The sequence below is a fragment of the Aequorivita sp. Q41 genome, from assembly GCF_039831855.1.
Lineage (GTDB): Bacteria > Bacteroidota > Bacteroidia > Flavobacteriales > Flavobacteriaceae > Aequorivita.
In genome coordinates this window covers 863895-877448 of the sequence record NZ_JBDPMS010000001.1, presented here as the reverse complement: position 1 = coordinate 877448, position 13554 = coordinate 863895, and the positions used below count along the sequence as shown (strand labels likewise).

15 protein-coding genes are annotated in these 13554 nt (G+C 34.2%); 9 read left to right on the top strand and 6 right to left on the bottom strand.

The genetic code is table 11. From position 1 onward, the window contains the following. Window positions 1-70: 70 nt before the first annotated feature. Window positions 71-820, bottom strand: coding sequence for a uroporphyrinogen-III synthase (locus tag ABJ955_RS04130; protein ID WP_347373333.1), 750 nt, complete (start codon window positions 818-820; stop codon window positions 71-73). 30 nt (window positions 821-850) lie between these two features. Then, complete coding sequence (locus tag ABJ955_RS04125; RefSeq protein WP_347373332.1) at window positions 851-1504, bottom strand: DUF4271 domain-containing protein; 654 nt, start codon at window positions 1502-1504, stop codon at window positions 851-853. A gap of 114 nt (window positions 1505-1618) precedes the next feature. On the opposite strand from ABJ955_RS04125, the gene ABJ955_RS04120 reads away from it, so the two are divergent. Genes ABJ955_RS04120 through ABJ955_RS04110 form a run of 3 tightly spaced genes read left to right on the top strand, consistent with a single transcriptional unit; the run spans window position 1619 to window position 4120 of the window. Next, a complete protein-coding gene (locus ABJ955_RS04120) occupies window positions 1619-2368 on the top strand; it encodes a polyprenol monophosphomannose synthase (protein ID WP_347373331.1) in 750 nt (249 codons plus the stop codon). Then, entirely contained in the window at window positions 2349-3689 is a 1341-nt protein-coding gene (locus ABJ955_RS04115; RefSeq protein WP_347373330.1) for a dihydroorotase, read from the top strand. Before ABJ955_RS04120 ends, ABJ955_RS04115 begins: the two co-directional genes overlap by 20 nt. Next, window positions 3689-4120 (top strand): DUF4296 domain-containing protein, encoded by a 432-nt coding sequence (locus tag ABJ955_RS04110; RefSeq protein WP_347373329.1) that lies wholly within the window; start codon window positions 3689-3691, stop codon window positions 4118-4120. Before ABJ955_RS04115 ends, ABJ955_RS04110 begins: the two co-directional genes overlap by 1 nt. On the opposite strand, the gene ABJ955_RS04105 is transcribed toward ABJ955_RS04110, so the two are convergent. Then, window positions 4112-5122 (bottom strand): NAD-dependent epimerase/dehydratase family protein, encoded by a 1011-nt coding sequence (locus ABJ955_RS04105; protein WP_347373328.1) that lies wholly within the window; start codon window positions 5120-5122, stop codon window positions 4112-4114. The two genes, ABJ955_RS04110 and ABJ955_RS04105, sit on opposite strands and share 9 nt — an antisense overlap. A gap of 124 nt (window positions 5123-5246) precedes the next feature. Between ABJ955_RS04105 and tyrS the strand changes: the two genes are divergently transcribed. Further along, the gene (gene tyrS, locus ABJ955_RS04100; RefSeq protein WP_347373327.1) at window positions 5247-6545 is read left to right on the top strand and encodes a tyrosine--tRNA ligase; all 1299 of its coding nucleotides are present in this window, start codon (window positions 5247-5249) and stop codon (window positions 6543-6545) included. A 167-nt stretch (window positions 6546-6712) separates the two neighbouring features. On the opposite strand, the gene ABJ955_RS04095 is transcribed toward tyrS, so the two are convergent. Both ABJ955_RS04095 and ABJ955_RS04090 read right to left on the bottom strand, forming a co-directional pair. Further along, on the bottom strand, window positions 6713-7687 hold the full coding sequence (locus ABJ955_RS04095; RefSeq protein ID WP_347373326.1) for an acyl transferase: 975 nt from the start codon (window positions 7685-7687) through the stop codon (window positions 6713-6715). Window positions 7688-7777: 90 nt separating this feature from the next. Continuing rightward, a complete protein-coding gene (locus tag ABJ955_RS04090) occupies window positions 7778-8599 on the bottom strand; it encodes a T9SS type A sorting domain-containing protein (protein WP_347373325.1) in 822 nt (273 codons plus the stop codon). A gap of 302 nt (window positions 8600-8901) precedes the next feature. Here ABJ955_RS04090 and ABJ955_RS04085 point away from each other — a divergent pair, with 302 nt between their 5' ends. After that, window positions 8902-9582: a response regulator transcription factor gene (locus ABJ955_RS04085; protein WP_347373324.1), complete on the top strand. Its 681-nt coding sequence runs from the start codon at window positions 8902-8904 to the stop codon at window positions 9580-9582. 5 nt (window positions 9583-9587) lie between these two features. Further along, window positions 9588-10625 carry an ATP-binding protein gene (locus ABJ955_RS04080; protein WP_347373323.1) on the top strand — a complete coding sequence of 346 codons (1038 nt, stop codon included), beginning with the start codon at window positions 9588-9590 and terminating at the stop codon, window positions 10623-10625. Here the strand turns inward: ABJ955_RS04080 and ABJ955_RS04075 are convergent. Then, complete coding sequence (locus ABJ955_RS04075) at window positions 10599-11720, bottom strand: glycosyltransferase (protein WP_347373322.1); 1122 nt, start codon at window positions 11718-11720, stop codon at window positions 10599-10601. The two genes, ABJ955_RS04080 and ABJ955_RS04075, sit on opposite strands and share 27 nt — an antisense overlap. 12 nt (window positions 11721-11732) lie before the next feature. On the opposite strand from ABJ955_RS04075, the gene trmB reads away from it, so the two are divergent. Genes trmB through ABJ955_RS04060 form a run of 3 tightly spaced genes read left to right on the top strand, consistent with a single transcriptional unit; the run spans window position 11733 to window position 13400 of the window. After that, a complete protein-coding gene (gene trmB / locus ABJ955_RS04070; protein ID WP_347373321.1) occupies window positions 11733-12407 on the top strand; it encodes a tRNA (guanosine(46)-N7)-methyltransferase TrmB in 675 nt (224 codons plus the stop codon). A gap of 38 nt (window positions 12408-12445) precedes the next feature. After that, a complete protein-coding gene (locus ABJ955_RS04065; protein WP_347373320.1) occupies window positions 12446-13072 on the top strand; it encodes a LysE family transporter in 627 nt (208 codons plus the stop codon). A gap of 1 nt (window position 13073) precedes the next feature. Next, a complete protein-coding gene (locus ABJ955_RS04060) occupies window positions 13074-13400 on the top strand; it encodes an MGMT family protein (protein WP_347373319.1) in 327 nt (108 codons plus the stop codon). The last annotated feature ends 154 nt before the right edge of the window (window positions 13401-13554 follow it).

The following is a 13554-nucleotide window of genomic DNA, read 5'->3' as shown; positions in this document are numbered from 1 at the left end:
TTTTAAAAATGTAATATACAAAAAAGGCTTGCCAAATCTGGCAAGCCTTTTTTATTGCAATTAATGAAGTTTATTTTTTATGGTTAACCTCTTTAATGTATTTTTCTAAAGCCATCGTCATGGATGGTGTTTCAGGGGTTGGTGCTTGAATATCCACCCGTAAACCTTGTTCGTTGGCTGCTTTGACTGTAGTATTTCCAAAAACGGCTATACGCGTATCGTTTTGTTTAAAGTCTGGAAAGTTTTCAAATAGCGATTCAATTCCGCTAGGGCTGAAAAACACCAAAATATCATAATAAACATCGCGAAGGCTAGAAAGATCGCTAATTACGGTTTTGTAAAAAGTGGCTTCTTTCCAATCTACTTTAAGCTCATTAAGAACAAGAGGTACTTCCGGTTTAAGCTTATCTGATGTAGGGAGTAAAAACTTTTCGTTCTTATATTTTTTTATCAAAGGAGCTAATTCAGGAAAGGTTCTTTTCCCAACATAAATTTTTCTTTTTCGATACACCACATATTTCTGTAGATAGTAAGCAACAGCTTCACTTAAACAAAAATACTTCATGGTGTCTGGCACCTTAAAACGAAGCTCCTCCGCAATTCGAAAATAATGATCTACAGAATTTCGGCTAGTAAGAATTATAGCTGTATACTTTGAAAGATCAACTTTTTGGGAACGAACATCTTTGCCAGAAACCCCCTCAACATGAATAAAAGGGCGGAAGTCTATTTTGACTTTTTGTTTTTCAATAAGATCAAAATAAGGAGAATTTTCAATTTTAGGCTCGGGCTGGGAAACCAAAATAGTTTTCACTTTCATAGATGTCCTGATTTTTTAAATATTATCTTCTTAAACAAACGTTTTGTAGAGGATAATATAAGGTGAAATTTCAAGTGCGCAAAGATACAAAATAAAATAGAAGAAATTGCGCAATATTAAATTTCCGCTTTTTTTATAGCTGTAAAGCAATGCAATAGCGTTTAAAAGCACAATACAACAAGAAAAAACGAGTAAGGTTGTGGCTGTTGGAGTAACAATGTAAAGAAAAAATAGGTTGCTTATAAAGAATAATATTCCGAGAAAATTGCGATAACTCAATTTTTGATAAAGATATTGGTTGATCATTTCATCTAAAGAAAAAATAGTTCCAACAATTTTTTCTAACGAATATTTAATTAAAATGAAGGCGGTGTAAGCGGTACAAATTTGAATGAATAACCACTCATTTTGTTTTACTTTAGTGGGATTAAAAACTTCAAAAAGCAAAAAAACAAAAATAGAAACACTAATTATTTGAGCAACAAAAAGAAGCATGTTGAAGGGATGATTTAATTCATCATTTTTTCCATGAACAAAGAAATATTGATTGGTTATTGGCAATAACGAAAATTCGTGAAATCGTTTTGGGTAGAAATATTTAGAAAGTGCAAAAAGAACAAAGCAGCCTCCTAATAAAAAAGTAGCCCAATCGTTTGATTCGATAAGTCTTTCACTGAAATCCACTTTTGTTTTTTTTGTAAAGGTAAAGCAAAATTAATTTCCTGTTCATGCTATCAATTAGATTTTCCTTCACATTTATTTATTCAAAAAAAGGTACATTTGCCTTAAACTTGCAGTATGTCTAAGGCGGTAGTGGTGGTGCCAACCTACAATGAGATTGAAAACATAGAGCGCTTGCTCCGTACCATTTTTTCACTGCAACGTGAGTTTCATGTTTTAGTTGTTGATGATAATTCCCCGGACGGCACTGCAGCTGTAGTAACGGCAAATTTCGAAAAATACGAAAACAAGCTTTTTTTACTAAATCGACCTCAAAAATGCGGGCTGGGTACAGCTTACATTGCGGGTTTCAAATGGGCGCTGGAGAATAATTACGATTATATTTTTGAGATGGATGCAGATTTTTCTCACAACCCAAACGACCTTATTCGGTTGTATAATGCCTGCCAAAAAGACGGGAATGATTTGGCAATTGGATCGCGATATGTAACAGGTGTAAACGTGGTAAACTGGCCAATGAGTAGGGTTTTACTGTCTTGGTTGGCTTCTAAATATGTGCGGTTTGTAATGGGGATGAAGGTATATGATACCACCGCGGGTTTTATTTGCTATAAAAGAAATGTTTTACAGAAAATAAACCTCGATAACATTCGTTTTGTGGGCTATGCGTTTCAGATTGAAATGAAATTTAAAGCACATATCAGTAAATTTAAAATAAAAGAAGTGCCTGTAATATTTACAGATCGAACAAAAGGAGAGTCCAAAATGAGTTCAGGGATTATTTCTGAAGCTATTTTTGGGGTGATAGCAATGAAATTTAAAAGTGCATTTAACAGAAAAAAATTTAATGAAAGTAGTTTTAATTAAGAATGCAAATATTGTAAATGAAGGGAAAATCATAAAAGCTGATGTTCTTATTCAAGATGGTCGTATTGCAGAAATATCTGAAACCATTAGCATGAAATCTGCTGACACCAAGATAATAGACGCAGACGGTTATTATTTGTTGCCAGGAATGATTGATGATCAAGTGCATTTTCGTGAGCCTGGGCTAACGCATAAAGCAACTATTGAAACTGAGTCTAAAGCTGCTGTGGCAGGTGGGATTACCACCTTTATTGAAATGCCAAATACGGTTCCGCAAGCTACTACTATTGAGTTGCTAGAGGAGAAATTTGATATCGCATCAAAAACTTCTTGGGCCAATTACTCTTTTATGTTTGGAGGAACAAACGACAATTTGGATGAAATTTTAAAAGTAGACCCACAGAAAGTTGCTGGATTGAAATTATTTTTAGGTTCTTCAACTGGAAATATGTTGGTTGATAATCCAAAAACCTTAGAAGAAATTTTTAGTAAAACGAAGTTGCTTATTTCTGCACATTGTGAAGATGAAACAACGATAAAGCAAAATTTAGAAACGTATAAAACGGAATATGGGGAAGATATCCCAATAGCCCTACACCCAAAAATACGTAGCGAAGAAGCCTGTTATATTTCTTCTTCAAACGCTATACAACTTGCAAAAAAAACGGGTGCACGTCTCCACGTTTTTCATGTGTCTACAGAAAAAGAAACCCATCTTTTTGACAATAAAAAACCACTTTCTGAAAAGAAAATCACCGCTGAGGTGTGTATTCATCACTTGTGGTTTACCGATGACGATTACAAAACAAAAGGCACTAAAATTAAGTGGAATCCAGCTGTAAAAACTCAAAAGGATAAAGATGGTTTGTTAAAAGCATTGCTAGACGATCGTATTGATGTTATTGCTACAGACCATGCGCCACATACGCTGGAAGAAAAAAACAACACCTATTTAAATGCGCCATCTGGGGGGCCATTGGTGCAACATGCGTTGGTTGCTTTGCTAGAAATGTATCATAAAGGAAAAATTTCTTTGGAAAAAATTGTAGAAAAAACGGCGCATAATCCCGCCATTTTATTTCAAATAAAAGAACGTGGTTACATTCGAAAAGGATATAAGGCAGATTTGGTTTTGGTAGATCTAAACGCTCCTTGGACTGTTAAAAAGGAGAATATTTTATACAAATGTGAGTGGTCTCCTTTTGAAGGTACAATCTTTAAATCGCGGGTTACCCATACCTTTGTAAATGGGGTTTTGGTTTATGAAAACGCTAAATTCCCCAATAAAAGCAATCCAGAAAGACTTAGCTTTAATAGATAATGAAACAGTTTATAGCTCTTTTAATACTTAGTTTAGGGTTGCTTGGTTGCCAAGATGTTAAGCAGCCTGAAAAGCCTGAAAACCTAATAGGTACCGACAAAATGGTCGATATACTTACTGAAGCTTATTTGGCAAATGCTGCTCGTAGTGTAGATAATAGGTCGATTATTTCGAAAGGAGTAAAGATGGATTCATTGATTTATAAAAACTTTGGAGTGGATAGTTTACAATTTGCAAAAAGCAATGCTTTTTATGCGTCAGATGTAAATACTTATATGGATATTCTTAAAAAAATTGAAATTAGACTTACGGCAATGCAAAAAAGAATGGATAGCATTCAAGATTTAAAAGAAGCTACAAAAGATAGCACTGATGCTAGATTACTAAAAAGAAAGAAGTTTGCTGAAATTGAAAAAGACAGTCTAATTTGATCTTTTTTTATTTTCCTCTACTACTCGTGTTAACGTTTCTTGTATGGGAGTAAATTGTAATCCAATTACATTTTTTATTTTAGAAGCATCATAAAGCGATGTTGTAAACATAGATCGTACTGTTGCTTTTGGTAATTTTCTTCTCATTCCGAAAAGTGTATGTAATACCCCATCTACAGTACTTAAAAAGAACATTATTTTTTTCGGAAGTTTTTTAGTAGGAATTTTTTTCCCAAACAAAGGCGCTAAGATGGTAAAGAATTTTTTATACGAAATATTCTCTGCCACCAATATAAACTGTTCGTTTTTTATATTAGTTTTCATCAAGCTAAGCATTGCTTTTACTACATCTTTTACGTCAATAACGCCCATTGCTCCAGAAGGGTAAAAAGGAATTCCAGTTGCACCAACTGAAATTAGAGCGCCACTTCCGCCACTAGTTGGAGAAGCTCCAAAAATAACCCCAGGATTAACTATTATTGCATTCAAACCTTCTTGTGTGCCGCGCCAAACCTCCATTTCAGCTCCGTATTTTGTAATGCCATACACGCTGTTTTTTTCATCTGGATTCCAAGGTGTTTTTTCGGTAATTAGCTGCTCGTTACGGGTAACTCCAAACGTGGCGACCGAACTTACGTAACAGATTTTTTTAACCTTTTTTGCGAGGCATAAATTTACAATATTCGCAGTTCCTTCTACATTTGCTTTTTTAAGAATCTCGTATTTTGAAGGATCAAAGTTGATAATTGCGGCGCAATGATACACTTGTGTAATATTTTTAAAAGCATCGGTAAGTGCGGGAATGTCTGTGATGTTAGCCTCCGTCCACTCAATTTTATTGAAAAGTGTGGCTGCATCTGAACTGTAATGTGCAAACACTTTTTTAACTGATGCTATATCGCTATTCTTTCTGTGTATAGCTCGCACTTTTGTGTTTTCCATGGTTAGAAAATACAAAAGGTGAGATCCCACCATGCCCGTTCCGCCAGTTACTAAAATCATATAGCGAAAATACTCAAAATGAAATCAAAATTAAAAGCGAAAAGGCAGCTGTTTTCTTTCCATTTTTGAGCTTAGAGTCTTGAATCTTTAAGTGAGAACCCTATCTTTGCACAAAATTTATAAAATGAAGCTGAAAAATTTCGTTGAAGAACTACAATGGCGCGGGATGGTACACGATGTGATGCCCGATACAGAAACCCATCTTATGGAAACAATGAGAGCTGCGTATGTTGGTTTTGACCCAACTGCAGATTCTTTACACATTGGCAACTTGGTTCCTATTATGCTTTTGTCTTTTTATCAACGCTGTGGACATAAACCTGTTGCGTTGGTTGGTGGTGCTACTGGAATGATTGGTGACCCATCAGGTAAAAGTGCAGAACGAAATTTATTAAATGAAGATACCTTGCGTCATAACCAAGAATGTGTGAAAAATCAACTTTCACAATTTTTAGATTTTACTTCAGGAGCAGAGAATCAAGCTGTTTTGGTTAATAATTACGACTGGATGAAAGAATTTTCTTTTCTTGATTTCATCAGAAATGTAGGGAAGCATATCACCGTAAATTATATGATGGCGAAAGATTCTGTAAAAACCAGATTGAGTGGTGAGAGTGCGGAAGGACTTTCGTTTACAGAGTTTACATACCAAATGATCCAAGGCTACGATTTTCTTCATTTATATAAAAATTTAGACTGCACACTGCAAATGGGCGGGAGCGACCAATGGGGAAATATTACTACTGGAACTGAACTAATAAGAAGAATTGGTGGTGGAAAAGGCTACGCCTTAACCTGTCCACTGATTACTAAAAGCGATGGCAGTAAATTTGGTAAAAGTGAAGGCGGTAATATTTGGCTTGACGCAAATAGAACTTCTCCGTATAAATTTTACCAATATTGGCTGAATACCAGTGACGATGATGCTGAAAAGTATATTAAAATTTTTACTTTTTTAGATAAAGAAACTATTGAAAACATAGTCTCTGAGCATAAAGAAGCCCCGCATATGCGTTTGCTTCAGAAACGTTTGGCGCAGGAAGTAACAACGACGGTTCATAGTGCTGAAGAGTATGAAAACGCTGTAAAAGCTTCAGAAATATTGTTTGGCAACTCTACTTCAGAAGACTTAAAAATGCTAAATGAAAAAACTTTTCTGGAAGTATTTGATGGTGTGCCTCAAGCAACTGTTTCCAAAGAAGATTTAAAATATGGAATAGATATAATTGGTGCACTTGCTGAAAAAACCGGTTTTTTAAAATCTAATGGGGAAGCGCGAAGAGCATTAAAAGAAAATTCAATTTCAGTAAATAAAGAAAAGGTTGCGGCTGATTTTACAGTAACTGAAAACGATTTAATTAGTGGCCAGTTTGTGTTATTGCAACGCGGAAAAAAAAATTATTTTATTATTAAAGTGGCTTAGTTTTTTTGAAAACTTTCAATAAAAAAATCCCCGGCAAGTTTTTGCACGGGGATTTCTTAATTAACCAACCAACTAAATTATGAAAAATCACTTTCCCATACCAATTCAGACGTAGCATTACCGTTAAGCTTACGTGCCTTTCTGTTGTAATTGTGTTAAATATTTCCCTATAAAACCATTAAATTACAGCCGCGAATATCGCTGGAGTCAAAACGCCCCATAATTTCGAAAGTGTTGTTTTTATGTGTTTTTCCAAGATCTTGAGTTGCTATAAAAGCACAGGAATAAAGATTTGCAAGATCAATAACATTTATGCCGCCCGTTTTCCCATAATTATAGCTTAATGCGTCTTCTGGGTCGCGTGTCAAGATTTTCATCCATGGCGGGCAAGTAAAAATTCCATCACCCATAGAATATGCCTGTGATAATAATTCGGTCATTCCGTATTCACTATGAATTTTTGAAACTCCAAATCCCTTTTTTAGAATTTCGTGTAATTCCTGTTTTATCATTTCTTTTCGGCGACCTTTCATACCGCCAGTTTCCATTACTATGGTATTTTTAAGCTGAAACTTTCTTTTTTCAATTAAATCTAAAAGCGCATAGGAAACACCAATGAGGATTGTTTTTTGATTGTTTTTCTCTAAAAAAATCAATTTTTCAATCAATTTTTCAGTTTCATATAAATAAAAACCACTATTTGGATTGTTGCTTTTTTTAATTAAATGTTCAACCATATAAATTAAAGAAGAGCCTTCACGCTCCAAATAGGAAGGTAAAAGGGCTAAAATTGTATACTCTTCTGGGTTGCCATAGTAGTTTTTAAAAGCTTTATAAAAACTTTTTTCATAAACTTTTATGCTTGCTACAAAGTGTGTACTACTTATACTAGCAGTAGTTCCACTGCTAGTGAAAATTATTTGTTCGGTTAAATTTTTCGCAATTATTTTCTGATTCTTAAAAAATTGTATTGGTAGAAAAGGGATGTCTTCAATGTTTTTTACTTTAGAAATATCTGTTTTCAAATAATCACAGAAGTTTCTATATACAGACACATTTTCATATTGAAAGTGGAATACCTTTAAAGCAAGACGGTTAAAATCTTCAGAAGAATTGATAGTAAAGATTTCCTTTTCGAGCATAGTTTTTAGAATACTATTTTGACTTCAAAAATAGTTAAATAAAAAAGCTTCTGCAGATACAGAAGCTTTAAACTTAATTTTAAACTTAAATTATTTGACGATTAATTTTTTAGAAGTAGTCGTTTTTCCTTGTTCAATTTTGAGAATATAGATGCCGCTTCTTAAAGCTGAAATATCTAACTTTTCACCATGCATTAGAATGTTTATAATTTGCTTCCCAAGCACATCATAAATAGAAATGTTTTTAATCCCCCTTACATTTGAAGTAATATTTACAAAGCCTTTGGTCACTGGATTTGGATATATTTTGATAGACTCGGACTGCATTTCAGGGACTCCTAAAACACAAGAATTAGGGCTTCGCAATGTGGGTAGATCGACACAAAAGCTATCGAAGCCATCATTCTGAATAGATTCTGCATCTTTATTTCCATTTAAATCTTCATCGTACTGAATAGTTTGAAGTAGCCCGTCTAAAAGCCCAATATCATCATCGTCATCTGTGCCGTATACGATTGCATCAATCAAATTAGTGCTTGTAACAGCTGTTCCGTTTGGAAAATTAGCAGCATCATCTTGGTAAATAGCAATGGCGTCTGGGCCATTTTGTATAATATTGCTATTACCTATAGTAATATCGGCGTTTGGGATATTGTTGCTTCCAATAATAAAAAACCCATTTGGGTCTGTTGTGTAACCAGCTAGATTTATTGTTTTGTAACTTTGGTCGTCAGTTCCATTATAGAGTACAACGAGGTACCCATCTAAAGGAAAATTTGGAGTATCGGAGCTAATTTCGATAAATTCTGTGGTGTCTGTTCCTGTTTGATCTACATCTACTTCATTAATCTGTATTTGTGAAAAAGAAAAGGCATAGAATAGTACACTTGTAAGTAAAATAAGTTTTTTCATAACTGCCTGTTTTTAAGTTTCTTATTAAAGTTAGGCGTTAATTATTTAGAAAAAAAATTAAATATAAAGTATTTTAAAAATTGTAATTTAAGCCTGAGATTAATGCCGATAATCGTGAGTTGATATTACTAAATCGTTATCAAAACATTAAAAATAAATGAGCTAAACATTACTAAGATTAATTAAGAGTATCTTTGGCACATCAAAAAATGTAAAATTTCTTCCTTAAAAAACTACTATTATAATAGTCTTCAGGGGAATATAAAGTATAAGAATACTGCATTAAAACTAAAAACCTACAAATGAGAAAAAAGGAAATAACAATATTATTGGTAGATGATGAACCAGATATTCTAGAAATAATACGATATAACCTTAATTCTGAAGGCTATAATGTTGAAACTGCCGAAAATGGAGTTGAAGCCATTGCACAAGCAAAAAAAATAAAGCCCCACCTTATTATCATGGATGTAATGATGCCAAAAATGGATGGCATTGAAGCCTGTGAAAAAATAAGAAACATTCCAGAACTTTCGGAAACAGTAATTACTTTTTTAACTGCACGTGGAGAAGATTATTCGCAAATGGCTGGTTTTGAGGCTGGGGCGGACGATTATATTACAAAACCCATAAAACCAAAGGTTTTAGTGAGTAAAGTAAAGGCATTATTACGAAGGTTTAAAGAAGAAGAAGAGGATGAAAAAATTAAGCTAGGAAATTTGACCATCAATCGGGAAGAGTATAAAATTTTACTCGGCAAAGAAGAAATGGTGCTGCCTCGTAAAGAGTTTGAATTACTAGCACTTTTAGCTTCAAAACCAGGGAAAGTCTTTAAACGAGAAGATATTCTAGACAGTATTTGGGGGAATGAAGTAATTGTTGGCGGCCGTACCATAGATGTCCATATTAGAAAGCTTCGCGAGAAAATTGGAGACGATAAATTTAAAACAGTGAAAGGAGTTGGCTATAAGTTTGTAGTTTAGCATAAATGAAACTTTCTACAAAATACAACTTTGCAGCATCTACTTCGTTGCTCATTGCTTTGTTTTTAACAATTGCAGCAGGCATATTTTTGTATGCTTTTTTAAAAATTATATCTATATGGTTGCTGCCATTTTTCTTAGTTTCCTTTATTCTTTCGTTTTTTATTCTTCAGTATCGTGTTGAAAAGTTCATCTATTTTAGAATACAAAAAATTTATCAAGACGTTCGGGTATTAAACGAACAAGATTTTCCAAAACTCTCTGTAACTACAGATATGGACGTGCTTACGCGTGAAGTGGAACGTTATGTAAATGATAAAAAACTTGAGATAGAAACCTTAAATGTTCGCGAAAATTATCGAAAAGAGTTTATGGGAAATATTTCACACGAACTAAAAACGCCGCTTTTTACTGTTCAAGGGTATATTTTAACCCTGCTAGACGGCGCAATGAAAGATAAACGCGTTAGAAAAAAATACTTACAGCGTGCAAATAAAGGAGTAGAGCGCTTAATTTACATTATTAAAGATTTAGATATGATTACAAGACTGGAAGTTGGGGGTCTTGTGTTAAATACTGAAAGTTTTAATATTTTGGAACTGGTTCAAAATGTGTTTGACCTTCTTGAAATGAAAGCCGCGAAGAAAAATATTTCGTTGGTTTTTGATAAAAAATACAACGAAAGTATTATTGTAAAAGCAGATCGCGAGCGTATTGAGCAAGTACTGACAAACCTGATTGTTAATTCCTTGAAATATGGAAAACAAGACGGTACAACTGAAGTTAGTATTGAAAGCATTGTAAAGAATAAATTTCTTGTCCGTGTTACCGATAATGGCGAAGGGATTTCAAAAGAAAATATGCCGCGTATTTTTGAGCGTTTTTACCGAGTAGATAAAAGTGGCTCTCGCAAAGAAGGTGGGAGTGGCCTGGGGCTTTCAATTGTTAAACATATCGTGGAAGCCCATAATGAAAAAATATATGTTGAAAGTCAATTCGGAATTGGTTCAGAGTTTTCATTTACCTTGGAAAAGGGCGAATAAGGCTGAAAAATCTAACTCTGGCGTCGCTACTGTTTTTAATCCGTTATAATCAGCAATTTTATTAAGTTTCTTTTCCGTGAATTTTTCCTGTTTGCACGAAGGTACAATCGATAGCTTCTTAAGTCGTTTTGCTATATACTCCTGTTCATACTGCCCTGGTGTAGGTATAAAGAATGCCTTTTTTTCAAGTACAGTCAAATCCATAAGGGTGGTATAACCTGAACGAGAAACCACAATTTCACTTTTATTTATGGTTGTTTCCAGCTCTGCACTCTGCATAAAGTTTACAATTTTAATATTTTTAAATTGCCGCCATTTTTGTTCCTTCTCAACAATTCCTTGAATAATTAAAACTTCCTTTTTATTGTTTTTTAATGACTCTTTGAGTTTTTCTTCTAAAATGGAACGTTGGGGTTCAGGTCCAGAAAGTAAAACGAGAATATCAATTGTTTTAGGAAGGTCTTTTTTTTTCATTCTGCTTAACACACCTAGGTATTTTATAGGAAAAGGTTCTCCTTTAATATGACCAAGTTTTCCGCTTAAGTTTAGCGTTTTAGCTTCAACATCAGGCACCCAACACACATCAAATTTTTTAATGATTTTTTGATGCATTTTGCTAGTTGCAACTGTTGTGCTGCCCGTTAAAACATTTAATTGATGGGTGATAAAAACAGATGGAACCGCTTTATTCCTTACACCAAACCTATTATCGCTGATAATCCCGTGAATTTTTCCAGTTGTTACAAGTTTTTTTACAACATCCTTTTCAGCATCCATCGTTTGTTTTATGTGAGGTAACTTCAGTAAGATTTTCCACTTAAAATGACTTCCCTTTTTAGGGTAGGTAATATTGTAAGAAGGTAATTCAATAGATTCCAATTCTGGAAATTCTTTTTGAAGTAGTAAAAGTGCGCCCCCATCTGATGCCAACAAAACATTAAAGTTATGCGCTAACAGTGCTTTGATGATAGGAATGCATCGGGTAGCATGCCCTAAGCCCCAATGTAAAGGTGCAACAAGGATTGTTTTCTTTTTAGACATAAAAACAAAGGTAGCTATAATTGCTGCAGAGGTATATTTCCTTAATTTTACCAAAAAATTAAAATTTTGGGTAGTAAAAATAAATTGAGACGTTTTAGGGAGAATGAAACATTTGCCAATGTTGTGCAACCTACACGTGAAGAGGTGATGAGCGATTCACTTAAGCTAAAAGGAAATTGGCGAAAAAATTTCTTCAAAAATGAAAACCCCTTGGTTTTAGAATTAGGGTGTGGCAAAGGGGAGTATTCAGTGAACCTTGCAAAAGCATATCCTGATGTAAATTTTTTAGGAATAGATATTAAAGGTGCTCGTTTTTGGCGGGGAGCAAAAATTGCTTTAGAAGAAAAGCTAACGAATGTAGGCTTTCTGCGAACTCAGATAGAACTTGTAGCCGATATTTTTGACGAAAATGAGGTAGATGAAATATGGATTACTTTTCCCGACCCTCAAATTAAATACAAACGAACAAAACACCGTTTGACCAATGAAGAATTTCTTCAGAAATACAAAAAAGTACTTAAACCAGATGGCGTAATGCACCTAAAAACGGATAGCGAATTTATGCATGGGTATACCCTTGGCCTCCTTCATGGCTTGGGCGAAAATATTGAATACGCACATCACGATGTTTATGGAAGTCATGGTGCGCCTGAGGCTGTAACCAATATTCAAACGTTTTATGAAAACCAATATTTAGAGCAAGGAAAAAAAATAACCTATATCCGTTTTAAGTTCCGTTAGGGATAAAATTGGTATATTCACATAAATATTAGCCCTGAATGGCAATAATTTACAATTTACTTATAGGTTTTTTTGGCTCGTTTATTGGAGTGCTTCCTCCGGGGTTAATTAATATGTATGCCGCCAAAATAAGTATGAAAGATGGCCGTAAAAACGGGATGCTTTTTTCTGTTGGTGTATGCATAACCGTGATGATTCAAACCTTTATTGCGTTGCTTTTTGCAGGCTATATCGGAAAACATCCCGAGATTGTTAATATTCTTCAGAAAGTAGCCTTAGGCATTTTTATTAGCCTTACCATTTACTTTTTCTTTATTGCAAAGGATACGCGACGGGAATTGCACGATCGAGAAGCGCCATCGAAAACCAATCGATTTTTTTTAGGAATTTTTATCGCTTTGCTTAACCTATTACCACTGCCTTATTGGATGTATCTGGGGATAACCTTTTCAGCTTTTGGTATTTTTTCGTTTTCTTCTCCTGAAATATATATGGCTGTTTTAGCTGCAGGAATAGGTACTTATGCAAGTTTAGCTTTGTACGTTCAGTTTTTTAGACCCAAAGAACATTCGCGTAAGCTAAAACTTAATATGAATTACGTTATTGGTTTAGTTACCGCTATTATTTCTTTATTTACTTTTTTAAAAATAGTAAAGGAATTTTAAAATGGCCAACGAAGGTTTTTTTGATAAAGTATATCAAGTAGCAATGCGCATTCCTTACGGAAGGGTTACATCTTATGGCGCAATTGCGAACTACTTAGGAGCCTCCAAAAGTGCACGAATGGTTGGTTGGGCCATGAACGGAAGTAAGAAAAAAGAAGTTCCTGCACACAGAGTTGTGAACCGAAATGGGATGCTTACCGGAAAACATCATTTTCAAGGAACAAACTTGATGCAACAGCTTTTGGAAAATGAGGGCATTGAAGTTGTTGACAATAAAATTCAAAATTTTGAGACGCTTTTTTGGGATCCTATAAAGGAGCTTAGCTGAAAAATACACCTTACAAACATCACATTTCAACCAAACCCTTCCCACATTATAAATGCTGGAAGGGTTAAAGCATCTAAAATTTTGAATTTCTGATTTTTGAAAGACTTACAAACAATAGGGGATAATTTCAATAAAATTTACTGCTAACTGTCAC

Excerpts from the sequence above, each read along its gene's own strand:
- ABJ955_RS04080 (WP_347373323.1), top strand. The coding sequence starts at position 9,588 with ATGAAACTTTCTACAAAATACAACTTTGCAGCATCTACTTCGTTGCTC.
- ABJ955_RS04065 (WP_347373320.1), top strand. The coding sequence starts at position 12,446 with ATGGCAATAATTTACAATTTACTTATAGGTTTTTTTGGCTCGTTTATT.
- ABJ955_RS04130 (WP_347373333.1), bottom strand. The coding sequence starts at position 820 with ATGAAAGTGAAAACTATTTTGGTTTCCCAGCCCGAGCCTAAAATTGAA.
- ABJ955_RS04085 (WP_347373324.1), top strand. The coding sequence starts at position 8,902 with ATGAGAAAAAAGGAAATAACAATATTATTGGTAGATGATGAACCAGAT.
- tyrS (WP_347373327.1), top strand. The coding sequence starts at position 5,247 with ATGAAGCTGAAAAATTTCGTTGAAGAACTACAATGGCGCGGGATGGTA.
- ABJ955_RS04115 (WP_347373330.1), top strand. The coding sequence starts at position 2,349 with ATGAAAGTAGTTTTAATTAAGAATGCAAATATTGTAAATGAAGGGAAA.
- ABJ955_RS04095 (WP_347373326.1), bottom strand. The coding sequence starts at position 7,687 with ATGCTCGAAAAGGAAATCTTTACTATCAATTCTTCTGAAGATTTTAAC.
- ABJ955_RS04110 (WP_347373329.1), top strand. The coding sequence starts at position 3,689 with ATGAAACAGTTTATAGCTCTTTTAATACTTAGTTTAGGGTTGCTTGGT.
- ABJ955_RS04090 (WP_347373325.1), bottom strand. The coding sequence starts at position 8,599 with ATGAAAAAACTTATTTTACTTACAAGTGTACTATTCTATGCCTTTTCT.
- ABJ955_RS04105 (WP_347373328.1), bottom strand. The coding sequence starts at position 5,122 with ATGATTTTAGTAACTGGCGGAACGGGCATGGTGGGATCTCACCTTTTG.
- ABJ955_RS04060 (WP_347373319.1), top strand. The coding sequence starts at position 13,074 with ATGGCCAACGAAGGTTTTTTTGATAAAGTATATCAAGTAGCAATGCGC.
- ABJ955_RS04120 (WP_347373331.1), top strand. The coding sequence starts at position 1,619 with ATGTCTAAGGCGGTAGTGGTGGTGCCAACCTACAATGAGATTGAAAAC.